Consider the following 14,206-nt stretch of genomic DNA (forward strand, 5'->3'; position numbering starts at 1 on the left):
CGCATCAGTAATGGTTACAGTATATGTTCCAGCTGCCAATCCTGTTCGGTCTTCGGTAGTGATTCCTCCACCCCAGTTGATCGTGTAAGGTGCTGTTCCTCCTGACGGGGTCAAGTTGATCGATCCTGTAGAACCGCCGTTACAATCAAGATTCGTAACCACTGTTGTTCCTGACACTGCCGTTGCAGGTTGGGTGATCGTCGCACTTACTGTTCCTGTACATCCATTCGCATCAGTAATGGTTACAGTATATGTTCCAGCTGCCAATCCTGTTCGGTCTTCGGTAGTGATTCCTCCACCCCAGTTGAACGTGTAAGGTGCTGTTCCTCCTGAAGGGGTCAAGTTGATCGATCCTGTAGAACCGCCGTTACATGCAATATTTGTAACTACTGTTGTTCCTGAAACTGCCGTTGCAGGTTGGGTGATCGTAGCACTTACTGTTCCTGTACATCCATTCGCATCAGTAATGGTTACAGTATATGTTCCAGCTGCCAATCCTGTTCGGTCTTCGGTAGTGATTCCTCCACCCCAGTTGAACGTGTAAGGTGCTGTTCCTCCTGAAGGGGTCAAGTTGATCGATCCTGTAGAACCGCCGTTACATGCAATATTTGTAACTACTGTTGTTCCTGAAACTGCCGTTGCAGGTTGGGTGATCGTCGCACTTACTGTTCCTGTACATCCATTTGCATCGGTAATGGTTACCGTGTAAGTTCCAGCTGCCAATCCTGTTCGGTCTTCGGTGGTAATTCCTCCACCCCAGTTAAATGTGTAAGGTGCTGTTCCTCCTGTTGGAGTTAAATTAATAGCTCCTGTAGAACCACCGTTACAAGCAATATTCGTAACCACTGTTGTTCCTGAAACTGCCGTTGCAGGCTGAGTGATCGTTACTGTTCTGGTGATTGTACATGCATTGACATCTGTTACCGTTACCGTGTAAGTTCCAGCTACTAATCCTGTAGCTGTGGAAGCTGTTCCGCCGCTTGGTGACCAGGAGTATGTATAAGGTGCTGTTCCGCCGGTTACAACAATACCTGCTGTTCCGTTAGATCCTCCGTTACACGAAATATTTGTCTGTGAAACTGTTGCACCCATTGCCGTTGGCTGGGTAACTGTAGCACTTACTGTTCCTGTACATCCATTCGCATCAGTAATGGTTACAGTATATGTTCCAGCTGCCAATCCTGTTCGGTCTTCGGTAGTAATTCCTCCACCCCAGTTAAACGTGTAAGGTGCTGTCCCGCCTGTTGGAGTTAAATTAATAGCTCCTGTAGAACCACCGTTACATGCAATATTTGTAACTACTGTTGTTCCTGAAACTGCCGTTGCAGGCTGAGTTATCGTAGCACTTGCAGTAGTAGAACATCCAAGATTATCAGTAACTGTTACTGTATAAACTCCTACACCTAATCCTGTTGCTGTTGCTGCGGTTCCACCACTTGGTGACCATGAGTAAGTGTAAGGGGCAATTCCTCCAGATGCAGTAACCGTGGCAGTACCATTATTACCTCCATTACATGATACATTTGTTTTAATGGTTGTAGCAGAAATAGATGAAACCGTTAATGTTGCGCTATTTGAAGTTGCCGAACCTGAAGAATTAGTTGCAACACAACGATATTGATATCCATTCATTGTTGCTGTCGCTCCTGTTATCGTTAAAGTACTTGTGTTAACTCCCGAAAACGGTGCTCCATTGGCTAAAGCAATAAAACCACTACCTGTATTTTGGTACCATTGATAAGAAGTGGCACCTGTTGCAGTAATAGAAAACGTTGTATTTCCGCCAGAACAGATTGTTCTGTTTGGTGGGTTTCCTGTAATTACTGGGTTACTACCGATAAATTGACACCCTGAATATGCCGTTGTACCTGCAGAAGCTAAAAGCGACCAGTTCCCCATAGTCATTACCGCCGAGCGTACTGAAGCCGCTGTAGTAGTTGGTGTACCTGTACAGTTAAACTTTCCTGATTGAGCAACAATATTTCCTGATTGCGCCCCTGTATAAAATGCACTTGTTCCTCCAACAAGCCCGGGAGGCATTAACGAAGAATTGGGACCTGCTGGAACTCCAACATTCCATCCTGCAGTTGTAGTTCCTCCTCCTGGATAATACAGGTAGTTAATTCCTGCAATACAGTAAGCTCCGCTTCCTGTAATAGCTCCGTTACCTCCCTGAAATGCAATAATCTGATCCCCAGTATTGGCTAATGAAAGACCATTGGTGGACGAACCATCAGTAAGTATAACAGTACCATTTGGAGTTGATGTGCTGGTTACCGGGTTATAAGTGGAGGATACAAGTCCTACTATATGTACTTCTGTTCCCATAGGAATTGCGGTACCACTTACCCAAGTAATGGCAGATTCTGATCCTCCGGCAGCTTGCCATGCTCCAGAGCCTTGATAACCCCTATCTGTAAAGCTAATAGTTGTTCCAGCCGAAATATTTGTAAGCAGAACAAAAGAAAACTTGTCTCCCACTCCTGCTAAAGGAGCAGCATCATAGCTTGTAAACGCAATATCCCCTGCTGCGAGGGTCGTTTGCGCATTAGCTGTAAAGCCTAACAATGAAGATCCTGCTATGAGGACCACCTTTGTCAGCATTTTGATTTTTGAATAAAAATTTTTCATATTTAATTCATTTAGGTTAAATATTCACAAACCGGCTGCCTTTTTTCATACCAAAAGCAAACAATTTGTGACCGCTCATAAATCCTTCATCTGTGTAGATGATATCTAATCTAAGTTGAGTTTCATTATTACATTTCACAATGAGCCCATTATCTTCATCCAACGACAGAATAGTTCCGGGAATCTCAGACTGATGTGACGTTTCATTAATTACTGTAGCTTCTACCACTCTTATATTCCAGCCATTCCATTGTGTATAAGCACCTTTATTCCACGGGTTGCAAGCTCTCGATAAAGCCTCTATGGTTTTAGCATCATGCTTTTGCCAAGAAATACAAACATCTGCTGCTGCAGGTTTTGCGAAATATTTAGCATTGCCTTCGTCTTGTTTTATGCCTTTAGAATCATTTTTCAACAAGATTAAAAGTTCACTCAATAAATTTGCTCCCAACCATGATAAGTTGGTACAAAGAACACCGTGAGTCATATTTATTGAAAGAGGTAAAATCTTTTTTAAGATAATTGGCCCTTTATCAATTTTGTTTTCGATGACATGAACGGTAATCCCAGTTTCTTTTGCATCACTTCTTATCGATTCAAAAACAGGATCTGCACCTCTCATTTCAGGCAATAAACCATAGTGAAAATTGTAGAATTTACCTTGGTGTTTATTTAAAACTTCTGCAGGTATCTTCCAGGGAAATGTCATGGTGAAAACTAATTGAGCATTTGTTTTAATGATCAATTCTTCTAACTGAGCACAAAGATTTTCTTTTTTAATTATTAATAATGGAATTCCTGATTGTTTTGAAAGCATTAAACAGAAATCGATGACATCTGTGTTTACTTCCGGCACTCCTAAAGCACAAAGTCGACCTTGCGCTGCTAAAGCCTGCAAAGCCGGAATCGCCATGCGATTATTGCATAAAACTACTATTTTGGATGCTGTCATCATGATTCTAGACACGCATAAGCATTAAGCCAAGAATTAGCTTCAATACTTTGAATGTATTTAATATTATTATTTAAACTTTCACGTTCCGATTCTGTAACCGAAGCAACCACAACATCTTTTAAAAGGCAATTACCTGTTGTTTCATCTTTTGAAACGGTTGCATAATAAACCGGTGCTTCTGTAAATCTGTTTTCGGGATTTATATAAACCTTTCCGCGTGGCGAATTGATTGTAATGCCGTCAAAATTTTCGTTTTCAAATGCAATAAATAGAGCAGCTTCCCATCCCAATAAAGAGAAAAGATTGGCTTTACCATCTTTAATACTGTTCATTACATTTACAAAAGTTTCATTTTCGGGTGTTTTTAAAGTTTTAGACCAAGCTACAGCAGAACTCCAGTCATTTCCCGGATAAGGCATTTTCGAAAGCCAGGCTTCCTCAGATGTAAAACCTGTTCCGTATACCGAATGATTACTTACAAGATCGTTCCCTGCTCTGAAAAAATCATCTGCCATATCGCCACAAAATGTCGCTAAAACTGCAGTTTGTTTTTGCTGTTCAAGATATTCTGTAAGTGGGGCTAAAGTAAAATCTTCACGACGCAAAGAGGTAACATGATTAAAACCTATTCTACCTCCTTTCTCTTCAACTGCAGCTGGATATATATAAGATGGCCGATAACCCGCATCGTAAAAAGAACACGTAAACGCAAAATTCTCATGACCTTCTTCAATTGCTTTGTGAGTGATTACTCTCGTACACAGACCTCCCTGAAGAGATATAAAATACGCATTGGAAAGTCTTCCCTGAAAAGCAGGAAAATGATATCCGCTGTCTAAAACAATTAACGTTTTGCCTGAAGATTCGAAAAGAGAGTGAACAAACTCCGCCGAAACAGGATTGATATATCCAATAATAATATCTGCACCTTCTAGAAGAAACTGCTCACAACGCTCATAAATTTCTTCATGTTTTGCTGCAACGCCTATTCCTGCCGATATGATTTCGTGATGACCTTCCAAGCCAATATTTTTCAATGCTTGTTTGAAGCCATCCATCATATCAAAAGACATTGAAGGATAAATAACAGATCGTGGTAAAAGTAAAGCTATTTTCATATTTTTCGATAAAGCCCCTAATCGAACAAACTATTAGAGGCTTTTTGTATTATTAATTATGATCTTGAAGGGAAAATTCCGTACAAACAAATGATGTAATTCATTCCTAAAAATGGCTGCTGAATATTAATAGGCTGACTTCCTCCTGCAACGCTTAAGCTAAATGCCGTTGTAATTGGCTTTAATGCCGTATCTGCAGGCTGACTTGAATATAAACCTGGTAATGATGCAAGTGTGGCATTTGAGGGAGAACCTGTATCACCTCCTTCAGAAAATGTTTTAATAGAAGCTGTTTCTGTACCAGAAGCATGATTGTGCATAGGTAGATTGGGAGTAATTAATGTCACCGTTGGTGTACCATCTACTTCTCCAAGTGTCCAGTTATTTATTCCTGCAGCACTTCCCGTTCCCATAGCAGTTCTGCCTGCAAAATTTGGCAGTGCAAATGTTGTGACTCCATTTCCTCCGTACATTGTTCCTAAAAGTGCAAAAAGTGCCTGATTTGTATTGATTGCTAATAATTGTCCCTGACAATAAGCCCAAGATTTTGGAGCAAAATTTCCCGCGAACATTCTTATTTCTGATATTGTTCCATCCATGATGATTAGTTTTTTTTAGAATTAAAATTTAATTAATTATGGTCTGCTTGGATAAATCCCTTCACAGCATATAATGTAATTGGCTGCCAAAACAGGTTGTAAAATTTCAAAAGGAATACCGTTACCTACAGCAGATAAAGCACCTGAAGCTGTAGCCGGAGCAATATTGGTATCTGCAGGCTGAGTAGAATAAGCACCCTGCAGCCCTCCCAAAATAGTTCCCGAGGGTGAACCCGTTTCTCCTCCTTCTGAAAAAGCAGGAAATGCAATAGTAGATATTGCGTTATGAGTATGCATTGGCATTTGTGATGTATTCATTGTTACATTTTCTGTACCTCCTATTTGCCCCAATGTAATATTTTGTAAACCGGCTCCTTGTCCTGTTCCTACAGCAACACGGCCACGTAAATCTGGCACACCAAATGTAGTTTGCCCATTACCTCCATAAGTAGTACCTAAGATTGAAAAAAGTGTAGAGTAATTTGCTATGCTATACTCTGTTCCATCGCAGAAAAACCATCCTCTTGGAGCAAAATTTCCCGCAAACAATCGAATTTCTCCTATATAACCTTCCATAGTATTTTAGTTTTAATTATTATTTAGTTTTAAAAAGATTCAAAATGACTTAAGATTAACTTCTAGATGGGAAAACTCCGTACATGCAAATAATATAATTCATTCCTAATGAAGGCTGAGTAATATTAATTGGTATGCTTCCGCCGGTAACTCCCACTTGAATATTCAAAGGAGTTGCTTTGGTGCTAGAATCACTTGCCTGAGATGTATACATAGATCCCTTTGAAGCCAAAACATTATTTGTTGGAGTCGCAGAATCACCCTCTTCTGAATATGCTGGTATCACGATATTTCCAGCCGCAGTATGAGTATGTGGCGGAAGATTCGAAATTGTAAGCGTTGTAGTATTTGTCCCTGTTATCTCACCTAAATCATAGTAAGATAATCCAGGTCCCTGTCCTGCTCCAACAGCAGATCTTCCTGAAAGATTAGGCAAACCGAAGGTGACTTTTCCGTCTCCTCCATAAGTAGTTCCCAAAATAGAGAATAAAGCAGTGTTTGATCTGATCGCGATTAACGCACCATTACAATACGACCAATCTCTAGGCGCAAAATTTGCTGCAAAAAGGCGGATTTCTCCTATTGTTCCTTCCATAGTTATTTGTTTTTAAGTGAAAATGATAAATTTTTATGTTTAGTGAAATATTAGACTTTTAATATTCAAAAGTTCACAGAGAGATAACACCGCTCGAACTTAATTGAGGGAAATGTAATTCACAGAGGTATGATCTCACAGATTTCTTATGTGAAACTAAATTATCTTTTAGATAATGCTGATCTTAATTTTGTCAATTAATAATCGACGAATAAAAGGGGGGCTTTTTTAAAGAATGGATTCATATTAATTTGGTTTTAGTTTGGTTTTTTGATAACAAATAAATATTACTATTTAATTATTATCACAAATATACTATTATCATTATTATAACAAAACATAAATCAACATTTTTTGAAAATTTAACAGATGATTCAAATCAAATTTCCTTTATAATGATTTTATTCATTATGTTATTATGTTAAATAACTTTCCTCAAAAATAGAAATAATAATAGATTTACAACTCCGTATTTTTACTGAATTTTAGTATTTTTATGGCTTTGCTATACTAATTGATAATATTACGGCGATCCGTATGCTTGATGAGATGAAAGCGAAAAATTTCTGACTCAGCTTTTAAACAAAAGCAATGCAACTGAGTAGAAGTTGACTCTAAGAGCTATTTTAAATGGAAAGGTAAACCAATCTCCGCTAGATTGCTAATGAAAGAAAAAATCACCAAATAGTTCAATTTATTTTGAATCAAAACAGCGGCGTTATGGGAGCCCTCGGATTACTTTCGAATTAAATCCGTTAAATTGCTAAATATCGAGAATAACATTTGCTAAATACATGAGAACTGTGTTTGAGGAGCAAATTAATTTAGAAGTTTTTAAAATTATAACCAACTCAAAACACAATTATTTAGTAGCAAGAAATGTGTTGGACAGAAAATTTCATCGTTATTGAGCCATCCAAAGTCTGGGTTTCTGACATTAAATATATTCAAACCAATTGGTAACTTTTCCATTACTGTTTACCAAGATGGAAGCTCCGCTAAAATGTTCGGGATGTATCAGTACATTTCAGAATCAAGAAGTTCTGGTGGCGTGACACCAACCACGCATTCTCTGCAAAAACTGACTCTCCACATATCACAAAAGTTTCCGCTATTAAAAGCATTTTCATACGCTTTTAATAGATTTTGAAATCATTCTTCGTTCCCCTCTTGCTGAAAAGATAATAATTAATCAGATATATCATACTCAAACTACCACACTAAAGGATTCGTGCGGCAGCGAGGGGGATTTTGCTTAATCAACTTTGCTAACATTCTATGATTTATTAATTTGGAACCACCACATAAATAGATTGTTGCGGTAAAGAGGGGATTAATTATAACTGAAAATCATTCTCGATTTAAGTTTAAGATATTACAACTATTCAATGTTTGTTTTCTTAAAAATATTTACACCTTGATCTCCAAATAATACAAAGTAATTTTGTGTCTTTGAAAATCCGCAATACAAATATCCTTCATAGCTAATATCTTGAAGTTTGAAAAACCAAGACTGTCTCGTTCTATAATTTGTAAGTTTTGGAATTCTATAACCATTATATATATTAACAATCTCTAAATTCCATTTATTATCCACAGTTAATAAATTACCACCTCCACCTCTCAAACCAAAAACATCAATAATTTCATTTCTATCTTTTAATGAATAATGTAAATTGTTTGTAGAAAGATTTTTTTTAAAATCAGATTCATAGTCTTCCATAATAAAATCTTTATTTCTAATATCATATAAAAAAACACCATCTACATTTACAATAAGAAGATCGTCATTTTCAAGCCATCCTAGAAATATTGAAGCATTTATTTTAATAACCGAATAAAGGCTCCATTCTTCATTTAAGCTTATTATGTCTTTCTGCAAGAATTCATTATTAAACTTCGTTTGTAAAATATCTATAATTTTCATAAATCAAAAATCTAACAAAAACTGTTTGTTTTTTTCATAAGTATTTTTTATCAATTCAGAATTATCATTAATGATAATCTCAAGGTCAGATCCGCACCAGGGGCAATATAATATCCCTACTTCTCCAACCGTCAAAACACCTATCTTATCATCATTATCTTTAGTTCTATATTGCTGCACAAAGAAGAATGTTTTACTATATATTCCCATTTTGACCAAAACTGAAAACCCACTATTTCCAGCGTTATCAATAGCTGTAGAAAGCCCATCACAACAAAATTTATTATTTATCATTTTATATTTTTTAATTATAATTATAATTTTATATGATTCTGCAATGTAGGAAAAGTAGAAGATTTAAATCTTATTTCTTTATTATATATTCCTGTGGCATCATCTAAATCTCTTCTTCTTTCTATAAAATTAACACCTGATTTTTCCCATTTTTCAAATAAACTTGAACGAATTTCTATTTTCCAAACTTTTCCAGTTCTATTTAAAACATTAACCGTTTCAAAATCTCTTCCTGTGCTTAAAAATCCTCTAGCCGGATCTAAAACACCTCCATTTAGTTCTCCTTTATGATAAAATGTCATTAAAGGATCTGAAAAATCAATACCTCCAGTATAATCAATCCGCGGTTTTGGTGTATTCTTTGGTAAGCTTGTTTTTCCAAAAGAAGAACTAAGCCCTGCAGTTACCAATCCGTCAGCAGTTAAAAGTGCATTAAATTTAGCATCTTGACTTTCTGTTACTGACATTGTATTTCCATCCCATTTAGTTATCCTTGGGCCTAAACCTGAATAATCTGCTTGATTAAAAAATGAATTTCTTGCAAAATTGCCTAAATCTAACACACCATCAATAAGCCCTTTTGCAACGATACTTGCTCCCATAGTTCCATAAGTTGGCAGAGGTCCAGAATCTCGGTAATTCTGTATAGCAGCACCAATAGTGCTTGGCATTCTTTTATCTGGAGCTTGTGAAAATGTTGGTAAATCAGGCTCACGAATCATAATATCTTGCGCATTAGTAATAATATCTGGTAGCCATATCGCATTACTTTCCATATATTTATTTGGGTGGGCGTAGCTAAATTATACGCAAAGTGAGGACACTTTGCGGAGCGGGGAGTTATGCTATTGTGAACAAACTACCACACGATTAAAAGGTACAATAGCTAGGATCATTATAAGAATAGTTCGTAATGATATTAAACAAAGTAACAACTCTACACCTACACCATAAGGTGTGAGATAGTACATTCCAGAGTTGTTATTTTGCTTTGTTAGGTGACAAAAACAAAAAACGGTGAATTATTTCATTTCGCTTTTTATTACATTTTTTTATCAACAAAATTAATTAAAAACTTCATATCTGAACCATTACTGAATATCATAGTAACTTCGGTCCAAGCAAAAATTCTTTGTTTATTTCATATAGATTTATCACTAAAGTACGATTTTGTTCAATTATTTTATCAAGATTACAACCGCACCATGGACAATACGATATAGCAACTTCTCCAACATTTAAAATTCCCATATCTTGATCTTCAGTACTCCTATATTGTTGAACAAAATAGAATGATTTATCATAGCCACTCATTTTTATTAAAATTGAAAAACCTCTTTTTCCGGTATTATTGATAGCTGTGGAAAGCCCATCACAACAAAAATTATTATTTTCCATTTTATGATTATTTTATATGATTTTGTAATATTGGAAAGGTGTTAGGCTTAAATCTAATTTCTTGATTAAAGACTTTTGTCGCTTTATCGACATCACCAAAATGTTCTATATAATTAATACCTAATTTATCCCATTTGTAATACAAACTAGATGGAATTTCTACTTTCCAAACTTTGCCAGCTCTATTTAGAGCACGAACGGATTCTAATTCTGGACCTGTACTTAAAAATCCTTTTGCAGGATCTAAAATACCGACATTTAATTCTCCTTTATGATAAAAAGTCATCATAGGATCAGAAAAATCAATACCTCCAGTATAATCAATTTTCGATTTTGGTGTACTCTTTGGCAGGTTTGGTTTTCCAAAAGAAGAGGTAACTCCTGCTGTTACTAACATATCAGCTGTTAGAAGGGCATTAAATTTAGCATCTTGTTTCCGTTGCAGACATTGTATTGCCATCCCATTTAGTCATTCTTGGCCCCAATCCTGAATAATCTGATTTATTGCCAAAGCTATTTCTTAGGAAATTACCAAAATCTAGTAATTGATCCATTATTCCCTTTCCGACAATATTCATACCCATGGAAGTTCCATATCCAGCCATAGGTGATGAATCTCTATAATCTTGTAGAGCAGCACCCATCGTAGTTGGTATTCTTTTATCGGGAGCTTGAGAAAACGTTGGAATATTTGACTTTTTTATACCTTTAATTATGACTTCCTCAATTAATACCCCTCCTTTGGGGCCATAAATTTTATTAGGATTAGGTTTTCTCGGCCCTTCTGCTCCATTTCCACCTACTCTCTCTCCCATCAATCCACTAGTATCTGCAAAGTTAACAGGATTATTCCAAACATAAGCATAAGGAGAGTTGGTAATTTCTTCTAAGGGATCTACAGATAACCAGAAACTGCGTTTTGGGTCGTAATATCTCGCTCCGTAATAATAATAATAATAATAATAATAATAATAATAATAATAATAATAATAATAATAATAATAATAATAATAATAATAATAATAATAATAATAATAATAATAATAATAATAATAATAATAATAATAATAATAATAATAATAATAATAATAATAATAATAATAATAATAATAATAATAATAATAATAATAATAATAATAATAATAATAATAATAATAATAATAATAATAATAATAATAATAATAATAATAATAATAATAATAATAATAATAATAATAATAATAATAATAATAATAATAATAATAATAATAATAATAATAATAATAATAATAATAATAATAATAATAATAATAATAATAATAATAATAATAATAATAATAATAATAATAATAATAATAATAATAATAATAATAATAATAATAATAATAATAATAATAATAATAATAATAATAATAATAATAATAATAATAATAATAATAATAATAATAATAATAATAATAATAATAATAATAATAATAATAATAATAATAATAATAATAATAATAATAATAATAATAATAATAATAATAATAATAATAATAATAATAATAATAATAATAATAATAATAATAATAATAATAATAATAATAATAATAATAATAATAATAATAATAATAATAATAATAATAATAATAATAATAATAATAATAATAATAATAATAATAATAATAATAATAATAATAATAATAATAATAATAATAATAATAATAATAATAATAATAATAATAATAATAATAATAATAATAATAATAATAATACCATGTCGATGAATCAAATTCTTTTGCATTGTATTTATAAGGGTTGTCATAATCGAAAGTAATGTTTTCCATCAATAATTCTCCATAAGGCATATATTCATACCAATTGGTAACTTTTCCTTCACTATTAACCAAGATGGAAGCTCCGCTGAAGTGATCAGGATAGATATAATAGATTTCAGAGTCTGCTGATTCAGGTGGTGTATAATTAGTTATACAGTCAGCTTCATCATTCAGAAAGCTTGAAGACCATAAACAAATTTCATCAACACTTAGTGAATTTAGATAATTAACAACTCCACATCTGAACCAGTTCGTATACAATAACGGATTCTCTGGTAGTTTTTCAAGGTTCTTCTTCCAGCAAAATAAAATTAGATGTTGATAACTACATCTAATTTCTATTATAAATTTATTTTTCACACTATGTATCAGATAGTTAATTTAATAACTCCATATCTGAACCGTTACCTTATCCATGTTGCTTCAAATGATGTATCACCATCAACAGCAGCACTAAAAATTTTAGAACCAATCCCTAATCCTTTCATAAATTAATCTCCATAAGTATATCACCTAGTAAACCCGGCTCAAAAAAACCAACTTGCTTACCTGCAACATATGCCCATGTCCTAGAACTTCCCTCTGAGAATATCACTTCCGGAGCAGTAGCTTTAATACCCGAATTTCCAATAACTTCTTGTGCTTTTATGACAAATTCAATCAAATCCTTGGAGCGGCTTCCACCAGTAGAAAAAACCCTTCTAGCTTCCATGCTGCTGTAGGCCATTACCCTAAACGTCCTGTCCCAATAATTTTCTCCTTTGTGATAACCCGGATTCGATTGCCATGCTCGATAGGCTTCTAATTACTAATATTGAAGACTTCAATTCTATCATTCTCAAAATTAATACCATAACTTTCTTGAGCTACTTCTTCAACTAAAAAAAAATGATTCCCTCTTAACAAAAGCCATTGATAAGGTTCATTTTCTTTGTAATTTGTTATTACATCTTCATCAATATAATTTGATATTTGAATCCCAAGTATAATATTATCATCAAGTCTTATGTCATTCAATTTATTCTCATCTTGTATATAAACTATCAGTTCTACATAAAATTCTGAGGTATTGTCTAAAACTCTATTTTCATATCTAATCAAACAATCTTCTTCACTCAATAACTCTTTGACTTGTGTCTGTTGATATTCAAAAATATCACTTAACATTTTTTCTATGAACAAATCTTCTCTTTTACTTCTTAAATAAAAAACCAGCATATTACTAATATTTTTTTATAAATTCTCGAACAAAATTAGCATCTGTTGGAGAAACTTTTGCACCTTGTAATGCTCTATTTAGGTTACCTGCAGGAATAGTTTTCATTAATTGTATGGCTTTTATTTGACCTTGAGTCAAATCAATAAATTCTGGAGCGCCACCACTTCTAGGAAATATCGTTGTCCCTTGATTTTTAACTCCATATATTCTACCATTAATAATAACATCATGACCAGATTTTTCATACCAACCAAGATTATAAGCCGCTAGATCTTTTGCCAATAATTCCCTTGGACCAACAGTAGAATCCATAGTCTTTCCTTTGGCAATGGAATTAGAGTCTAAATTGTGTCTCGGATCCATTGTTGCCTTTTTAGATCCCGAGCCAATAACTTCTTGTGCTTTTATGACAGCTTCCACCAAATCAGTTGCACGATTTCCACCAGTAGAAAAATCCCTTCTAGCTTCCATACTGCTGTAGGCCATTACCCTAAACGTCCTGTCCCAATAATTTTCTCCTTTGTGATAACCTGGATTAGATTGCCATGCCCGATAGGCTTCTAATGGGTTATTATAATTACTGCCATTAACAGATGACCATTCAGTATAAGTTCTTTCTGCATATGAAACATCGTTTTGAGAACCTCCCAAGTAAACTGGTGCAAAATTTCCACCATTAATACTTCCTTTTTCAATTACAGAATTATCAGCAGCAAAATCTGTATATCCCCCTTTCTTATAAGCCGCATATCCTTTTTTCATTCCTGCGACATGAGTCCATTTTCCATCTTTCAATCCCCAACCTTTAGGACCTTTTCCTCCCACTCTTTCCCCCATCATCCCAGTAGGATCTGCAAAGTTAACAGGATCATTCCAAACATAGGCATAAAGGGGAGTGGGTAATATCAACTAAAGGATCTACGCTTAACCAGAAACTACGTTTAGGATCATAATATCTTGCTCCATAATAGTAATAACCTGTTGATGAATCAAATTCTTTTGCATTGTATTTATAAGGGTTGTCATAATCGAAAGTAGTGTTTTCCGTCAATAATTCCCCATAAGGCATATATTCATACCAATTGGTAACTTTTC

At 34.1% G+C, this 14,206-nt stretch carries 17 protein-coding genes; 1 reads left to right on the forward strand and 16 read right to left on the reverse strand.

Going from position 1 to position 14,206, the window contains the following annotated elements; translation table 11 throughout:
* From OEA66_RS20055 to OEA66_RS20110, 12 genes are all read right to left on the reverse strand, one after another.
* Positions 1-2,631, reverse strand: a 2,631-nt coding sequence (locus tag OEA66_RS20055) for a beta strand repeat-containing protein (RefSeq protein ID WP_375379307.1), incomplete at its 3' end; no start/stop codon positions are given.
* A 16-nt stretch (positions 2,632-2,647) separates the two neighbouring features.
* A complete protein-coding gene (locus tag OEA66_RS20060) occupies positions 2,648-3,586 on the reverse strand; it encodes a formyltransferase family protein (RefSeq protein WP_267283085.1) in 939 nt (312 codons plus the stop codon).
* On the reverse strand, positions 3,583-4,704 hold the full coding sequence (locus tag OEA66_RS20065) for an ABC transporter substrate-binding protein (RefSeq protein WP_267283086.1): 1,122 nt from the start codon (positions 4,702-4,704) through the stop codon (positions 3,583-3,585). Before OEA66_RS20065 ends, OEA66_RS20060 begins: the two co-directional genes overlap by 4 nt.
* 56 nt (positions 4,705-4,760) lie before the next feature.
* Positions 4,761-5,303, reverse strand: coding sequence for a phage tail protein (locus OEA66_RS20070; protein ID WP_267283087.1), 543 nt, complete (start codon positions 5,301-5,303; stop codon positions 4,761-4,763).
* Positions 5,304-5,339: 36 nt separating this feature from the next.
* Positions 5,340-5,879 carry a phage tail protein gene (locus OEA66_RS20075; RefSeq protein ID WP_267283088.1) on the reverse strand — a complete coding sequence of 180 codons (540 nt, stop codon included), beginning with the start codon at positions 5,877-5,879 and terminating at the stop codon, positions 5,340-5,342.
* A 55-nt stretch (positions 5,880-5,934) separates the two neighbouring features.
* Entirely contained in the window at positions 5,935-6,474 is a 540-nt protein-coding gene (locus tag OEA66_RS20080; RefSeq protein ID WP_267283089.1) for a phage tail protein, read from the reverse strand.
* A gap of 1,381 nt (positions 6,475-7,855) precedes the next feature.
* The gene (locus OEA66_RS20085) at positions 7,856-8,401 is read right to left on the reverse strand and encodes a hypothetical protein (protein WP_267283090.1); all 546 of its coding nucleotides are present in this window, start codon (positions 8,399-8,401) and stop codon (positions 7,856-7,858) included.
* A 3-nt stretch (positions 8,402-8,404) separates the two neighbouring features.
* Positions 8,405-8,695, reverse strand: coding sequence for a hypothetical protein (locus OEA66_RS20090; protein ID WP_267283091.1), 291 nt, complete (start codon positions 8,693-8,695; stop codon positions 8,405-8,407).
* A gap of 20 nt (positions 8,696-8,715) precedes the next feature.
* On the reverse strand, positions 8,716-9,471 hold the full coding sequence (locus OEA66_RS20095) for a hypothetical protein (RefSeq protein ID WP_267283092.1): 756 nt from the start codon (positions 9,469-9,471) through the stop codon (positions 8,716-8,718).
* Positions 9,472-9,796: 325 nt separating this feature from the next.
* Positions 9,797-10,093 carry a hypothetical protein gene (locus tag OEA66_RS20100; RefSeq protein ID WP_267283093.1) on the reverse strand — a complete coding sequence of 99 codons (297 nt, stop codon included), beginning with the start codon at positions 10,091-10,093 and terminating at the stop codon, positions 9,797-9,799.
* Between the two features lie 7 nt (positions 10,094-10,100).
* Positions 10,101-10,553: a hypothetical protein gene (locus OEA66_RS20105; protein ID WP_267283094.1), complete on the reverse strand. Its 453-nt coding sequence runs from the start codon at positions 10,551-10,553 to the stop codon at positions 10,101-10,103.
* Positions 10,516-10,911: a hypothetical protein gene (locus OEA66_RS20110; RefSeq protein ID WP_267283095.1), complete on the reverse strand. Its 396-nt coding sequence runs from the start codon at positions 10,909-10,911 to the stop codon at positions 10,516-10,518. The genes OEA66_RS20105 and OEA66_RS20110 overlap by 38 nt, the downstream gene beginning before the upstream one ends.
* A gap of 101 nt (positions 10,912-11,012) precedes the next feature.
* Here OEA66_RS20110 and OEA66_RS20115 point away from each other — a divergent pair, with 101 nt between their 5' ends.
* Complete coding sequence (locus OEA66_RS20115; protein ID WP_267283096.1) at positions 11,013-11,891, forward strand: hypothetical protein; 879 nt, start codon at positions 11,013-11,015, stop codon at positions 11,889-11,891.
* 485 nt (positions 11,892-12,376) lie between these two features.
* Here OEA66_RS20115 and OEA66_RS20120 read toward each other — a convergent pair whose 3' ends face one another.
* The 4 genes from OEA66_RS20120 to OEA66_RS20135 all read right to left on the reverse strand — a co-directional run.
* Positions 12,377-12,604, reverse strand: coding sequence for a hypothetical protein (locus OEA66_RS20120; protein WP_267283097.1), 228 nt, complete (start codon positions 12,602-12,604; stop codon positions 12,377-12,379).
* Between the two features lie 89 nt (positions 12,605-12,693).
* Positions 12,694-13,110 carry a hypothetical protein gene (locus OEA66_RS20125; RefSeq protein WP_267283098.1) on the reverse strand — a complete coding sequence of 139 codons (417 nt, stop codon included), beginning with the start codon at positions 13,108-13,110 and terminating at the stop codon, positions 12,694-12,696.
* A gap of 4 nt (positions 13,111-13,114) precedes the next feature.
* Complete coding sequence (locus OEA66_RS20130; protein WP_267283099.1) at positions 13,115-13,951, reverse strand: hypothetical protein; 837 nt, start codon at positions 13,949-13,951, stop codon at positions 13,115-13,117.
* Positions 13,952-13,979: 28 nt separating this feature from the next.
* A partial coding sequence (locus OEA66_RS20135) for an RHS repeat-associated core domain-containing protein (protein WP_311136927.1) occupies positions 13,980-14,206 on the reverse strand: 227 nt, incomplete at its 5' end.

Source organism: Chryseobacterium luquanense, from assembly GCF_026460945.1.
In the GTDB taxonomy this organism is placed as follows: Bacteria; Bacteroidota; Bacteroidia; order Flavobacteriales; family Weeksellaceae; genus Chryseobacterium; species Chryseobacterium luquanense.

Excerpts from the sequence above, each read along its gene's own strand:
- OEA66_RS20095 (WP_267283092.1), bottom strand. The coding sequence starts at position 9,471 with ATGGAAAGTAATGCGATATGGCTACCAGATATTATTACTAATGCGCAA.
- OEA66_RS20105 (WP_267283094.1), bottom strand. The coding sequence starts at position 10,553 with ATGGCAATACAATGTCTGCAACGGAAACAAGATGCTAAATTTAATGCC.
- OEA66_RS20120 (WP_267283097.1), bottom strand. The coding sequence starts at position 12,604 with ATGGAAGCTAGAAGGGTTTTTTCTACTGGTGGAAGCCGCTCCAAGGAT.
- OEA66_RS20060 (WP_267283085.1), bottom strand. The coding sequence starts at position 3,586 with ATGATGACAGCATCCAAAATAGTAGTTTTATGCAATAATCGCATGGCG.
- OEA66_RS20125 (WP_267283098.1), bottom strand. The coding sequence starts at position 13,110 with ATGCTGGTTTTTTATTTAAGAAGTAAAAGAGAAGATTTGTTCATAGAA.
- OEA66_RS20080 (WP_267283089.1), bottom strand. The coding sequence starts at position 6,474 with ATGGAAGGAACAATAGGAGAAATCCGCCTTTTTGCAGCAAATTTTGCG.
- OEA66_RS20070 (WP_267283087.1), bottom strand. The coding sequence starts at position 5,303 with ATGGATGGAACAATATCAGAAATAAGAATGTTCGCGGGAAATTTTGCT.
- OEA66_RS20130 (WP_267283099.1), bottom strand. The coding sequence starts at position 13,951 with ATGATGGGGGAAAGAGTGGGAGGAAAAGGTCCTAAAGGTTGGGGATTG.
- OEA66_RS20075 (WP_267283088.1), bottom strand. The coding sequence starts at position 5,879 with ATGGAAGGTTATATAGGAGAAATTCGATTGTTTGCGGGAAATTTTGCT.
- OEA66_RS20085 (WP_267283090.1), bottom strand. The coding sequence starts at position 8,401 with ATGAAAATTATAGATATTTTACAAACGAAGTTTAATAATGAATTCTTG.
- OEA66_RS20100 (WP_267283093.1), bottom strand. The coding sequence starts at position 10,093 with ATGGAAAATAATAATTTTTGTTGTGATGGGCTTTCCACAGCTATCAAT.
- OEA66_RS20065 (WP_267283086.1), bottom strand. The coding sequence starts at position 4,704 with ATGAAAATAGCTTTACTTTTACCACGATCTGTTATTTATCCTTCAATG.
- OEA66_RS20090 (WP_267283091.1), bottom strand. The coding sequence starts at position 8,695 with ATGATAAATAATAAATTTTGTTGTGATGGGCTTTCTACAGCTATTGAT.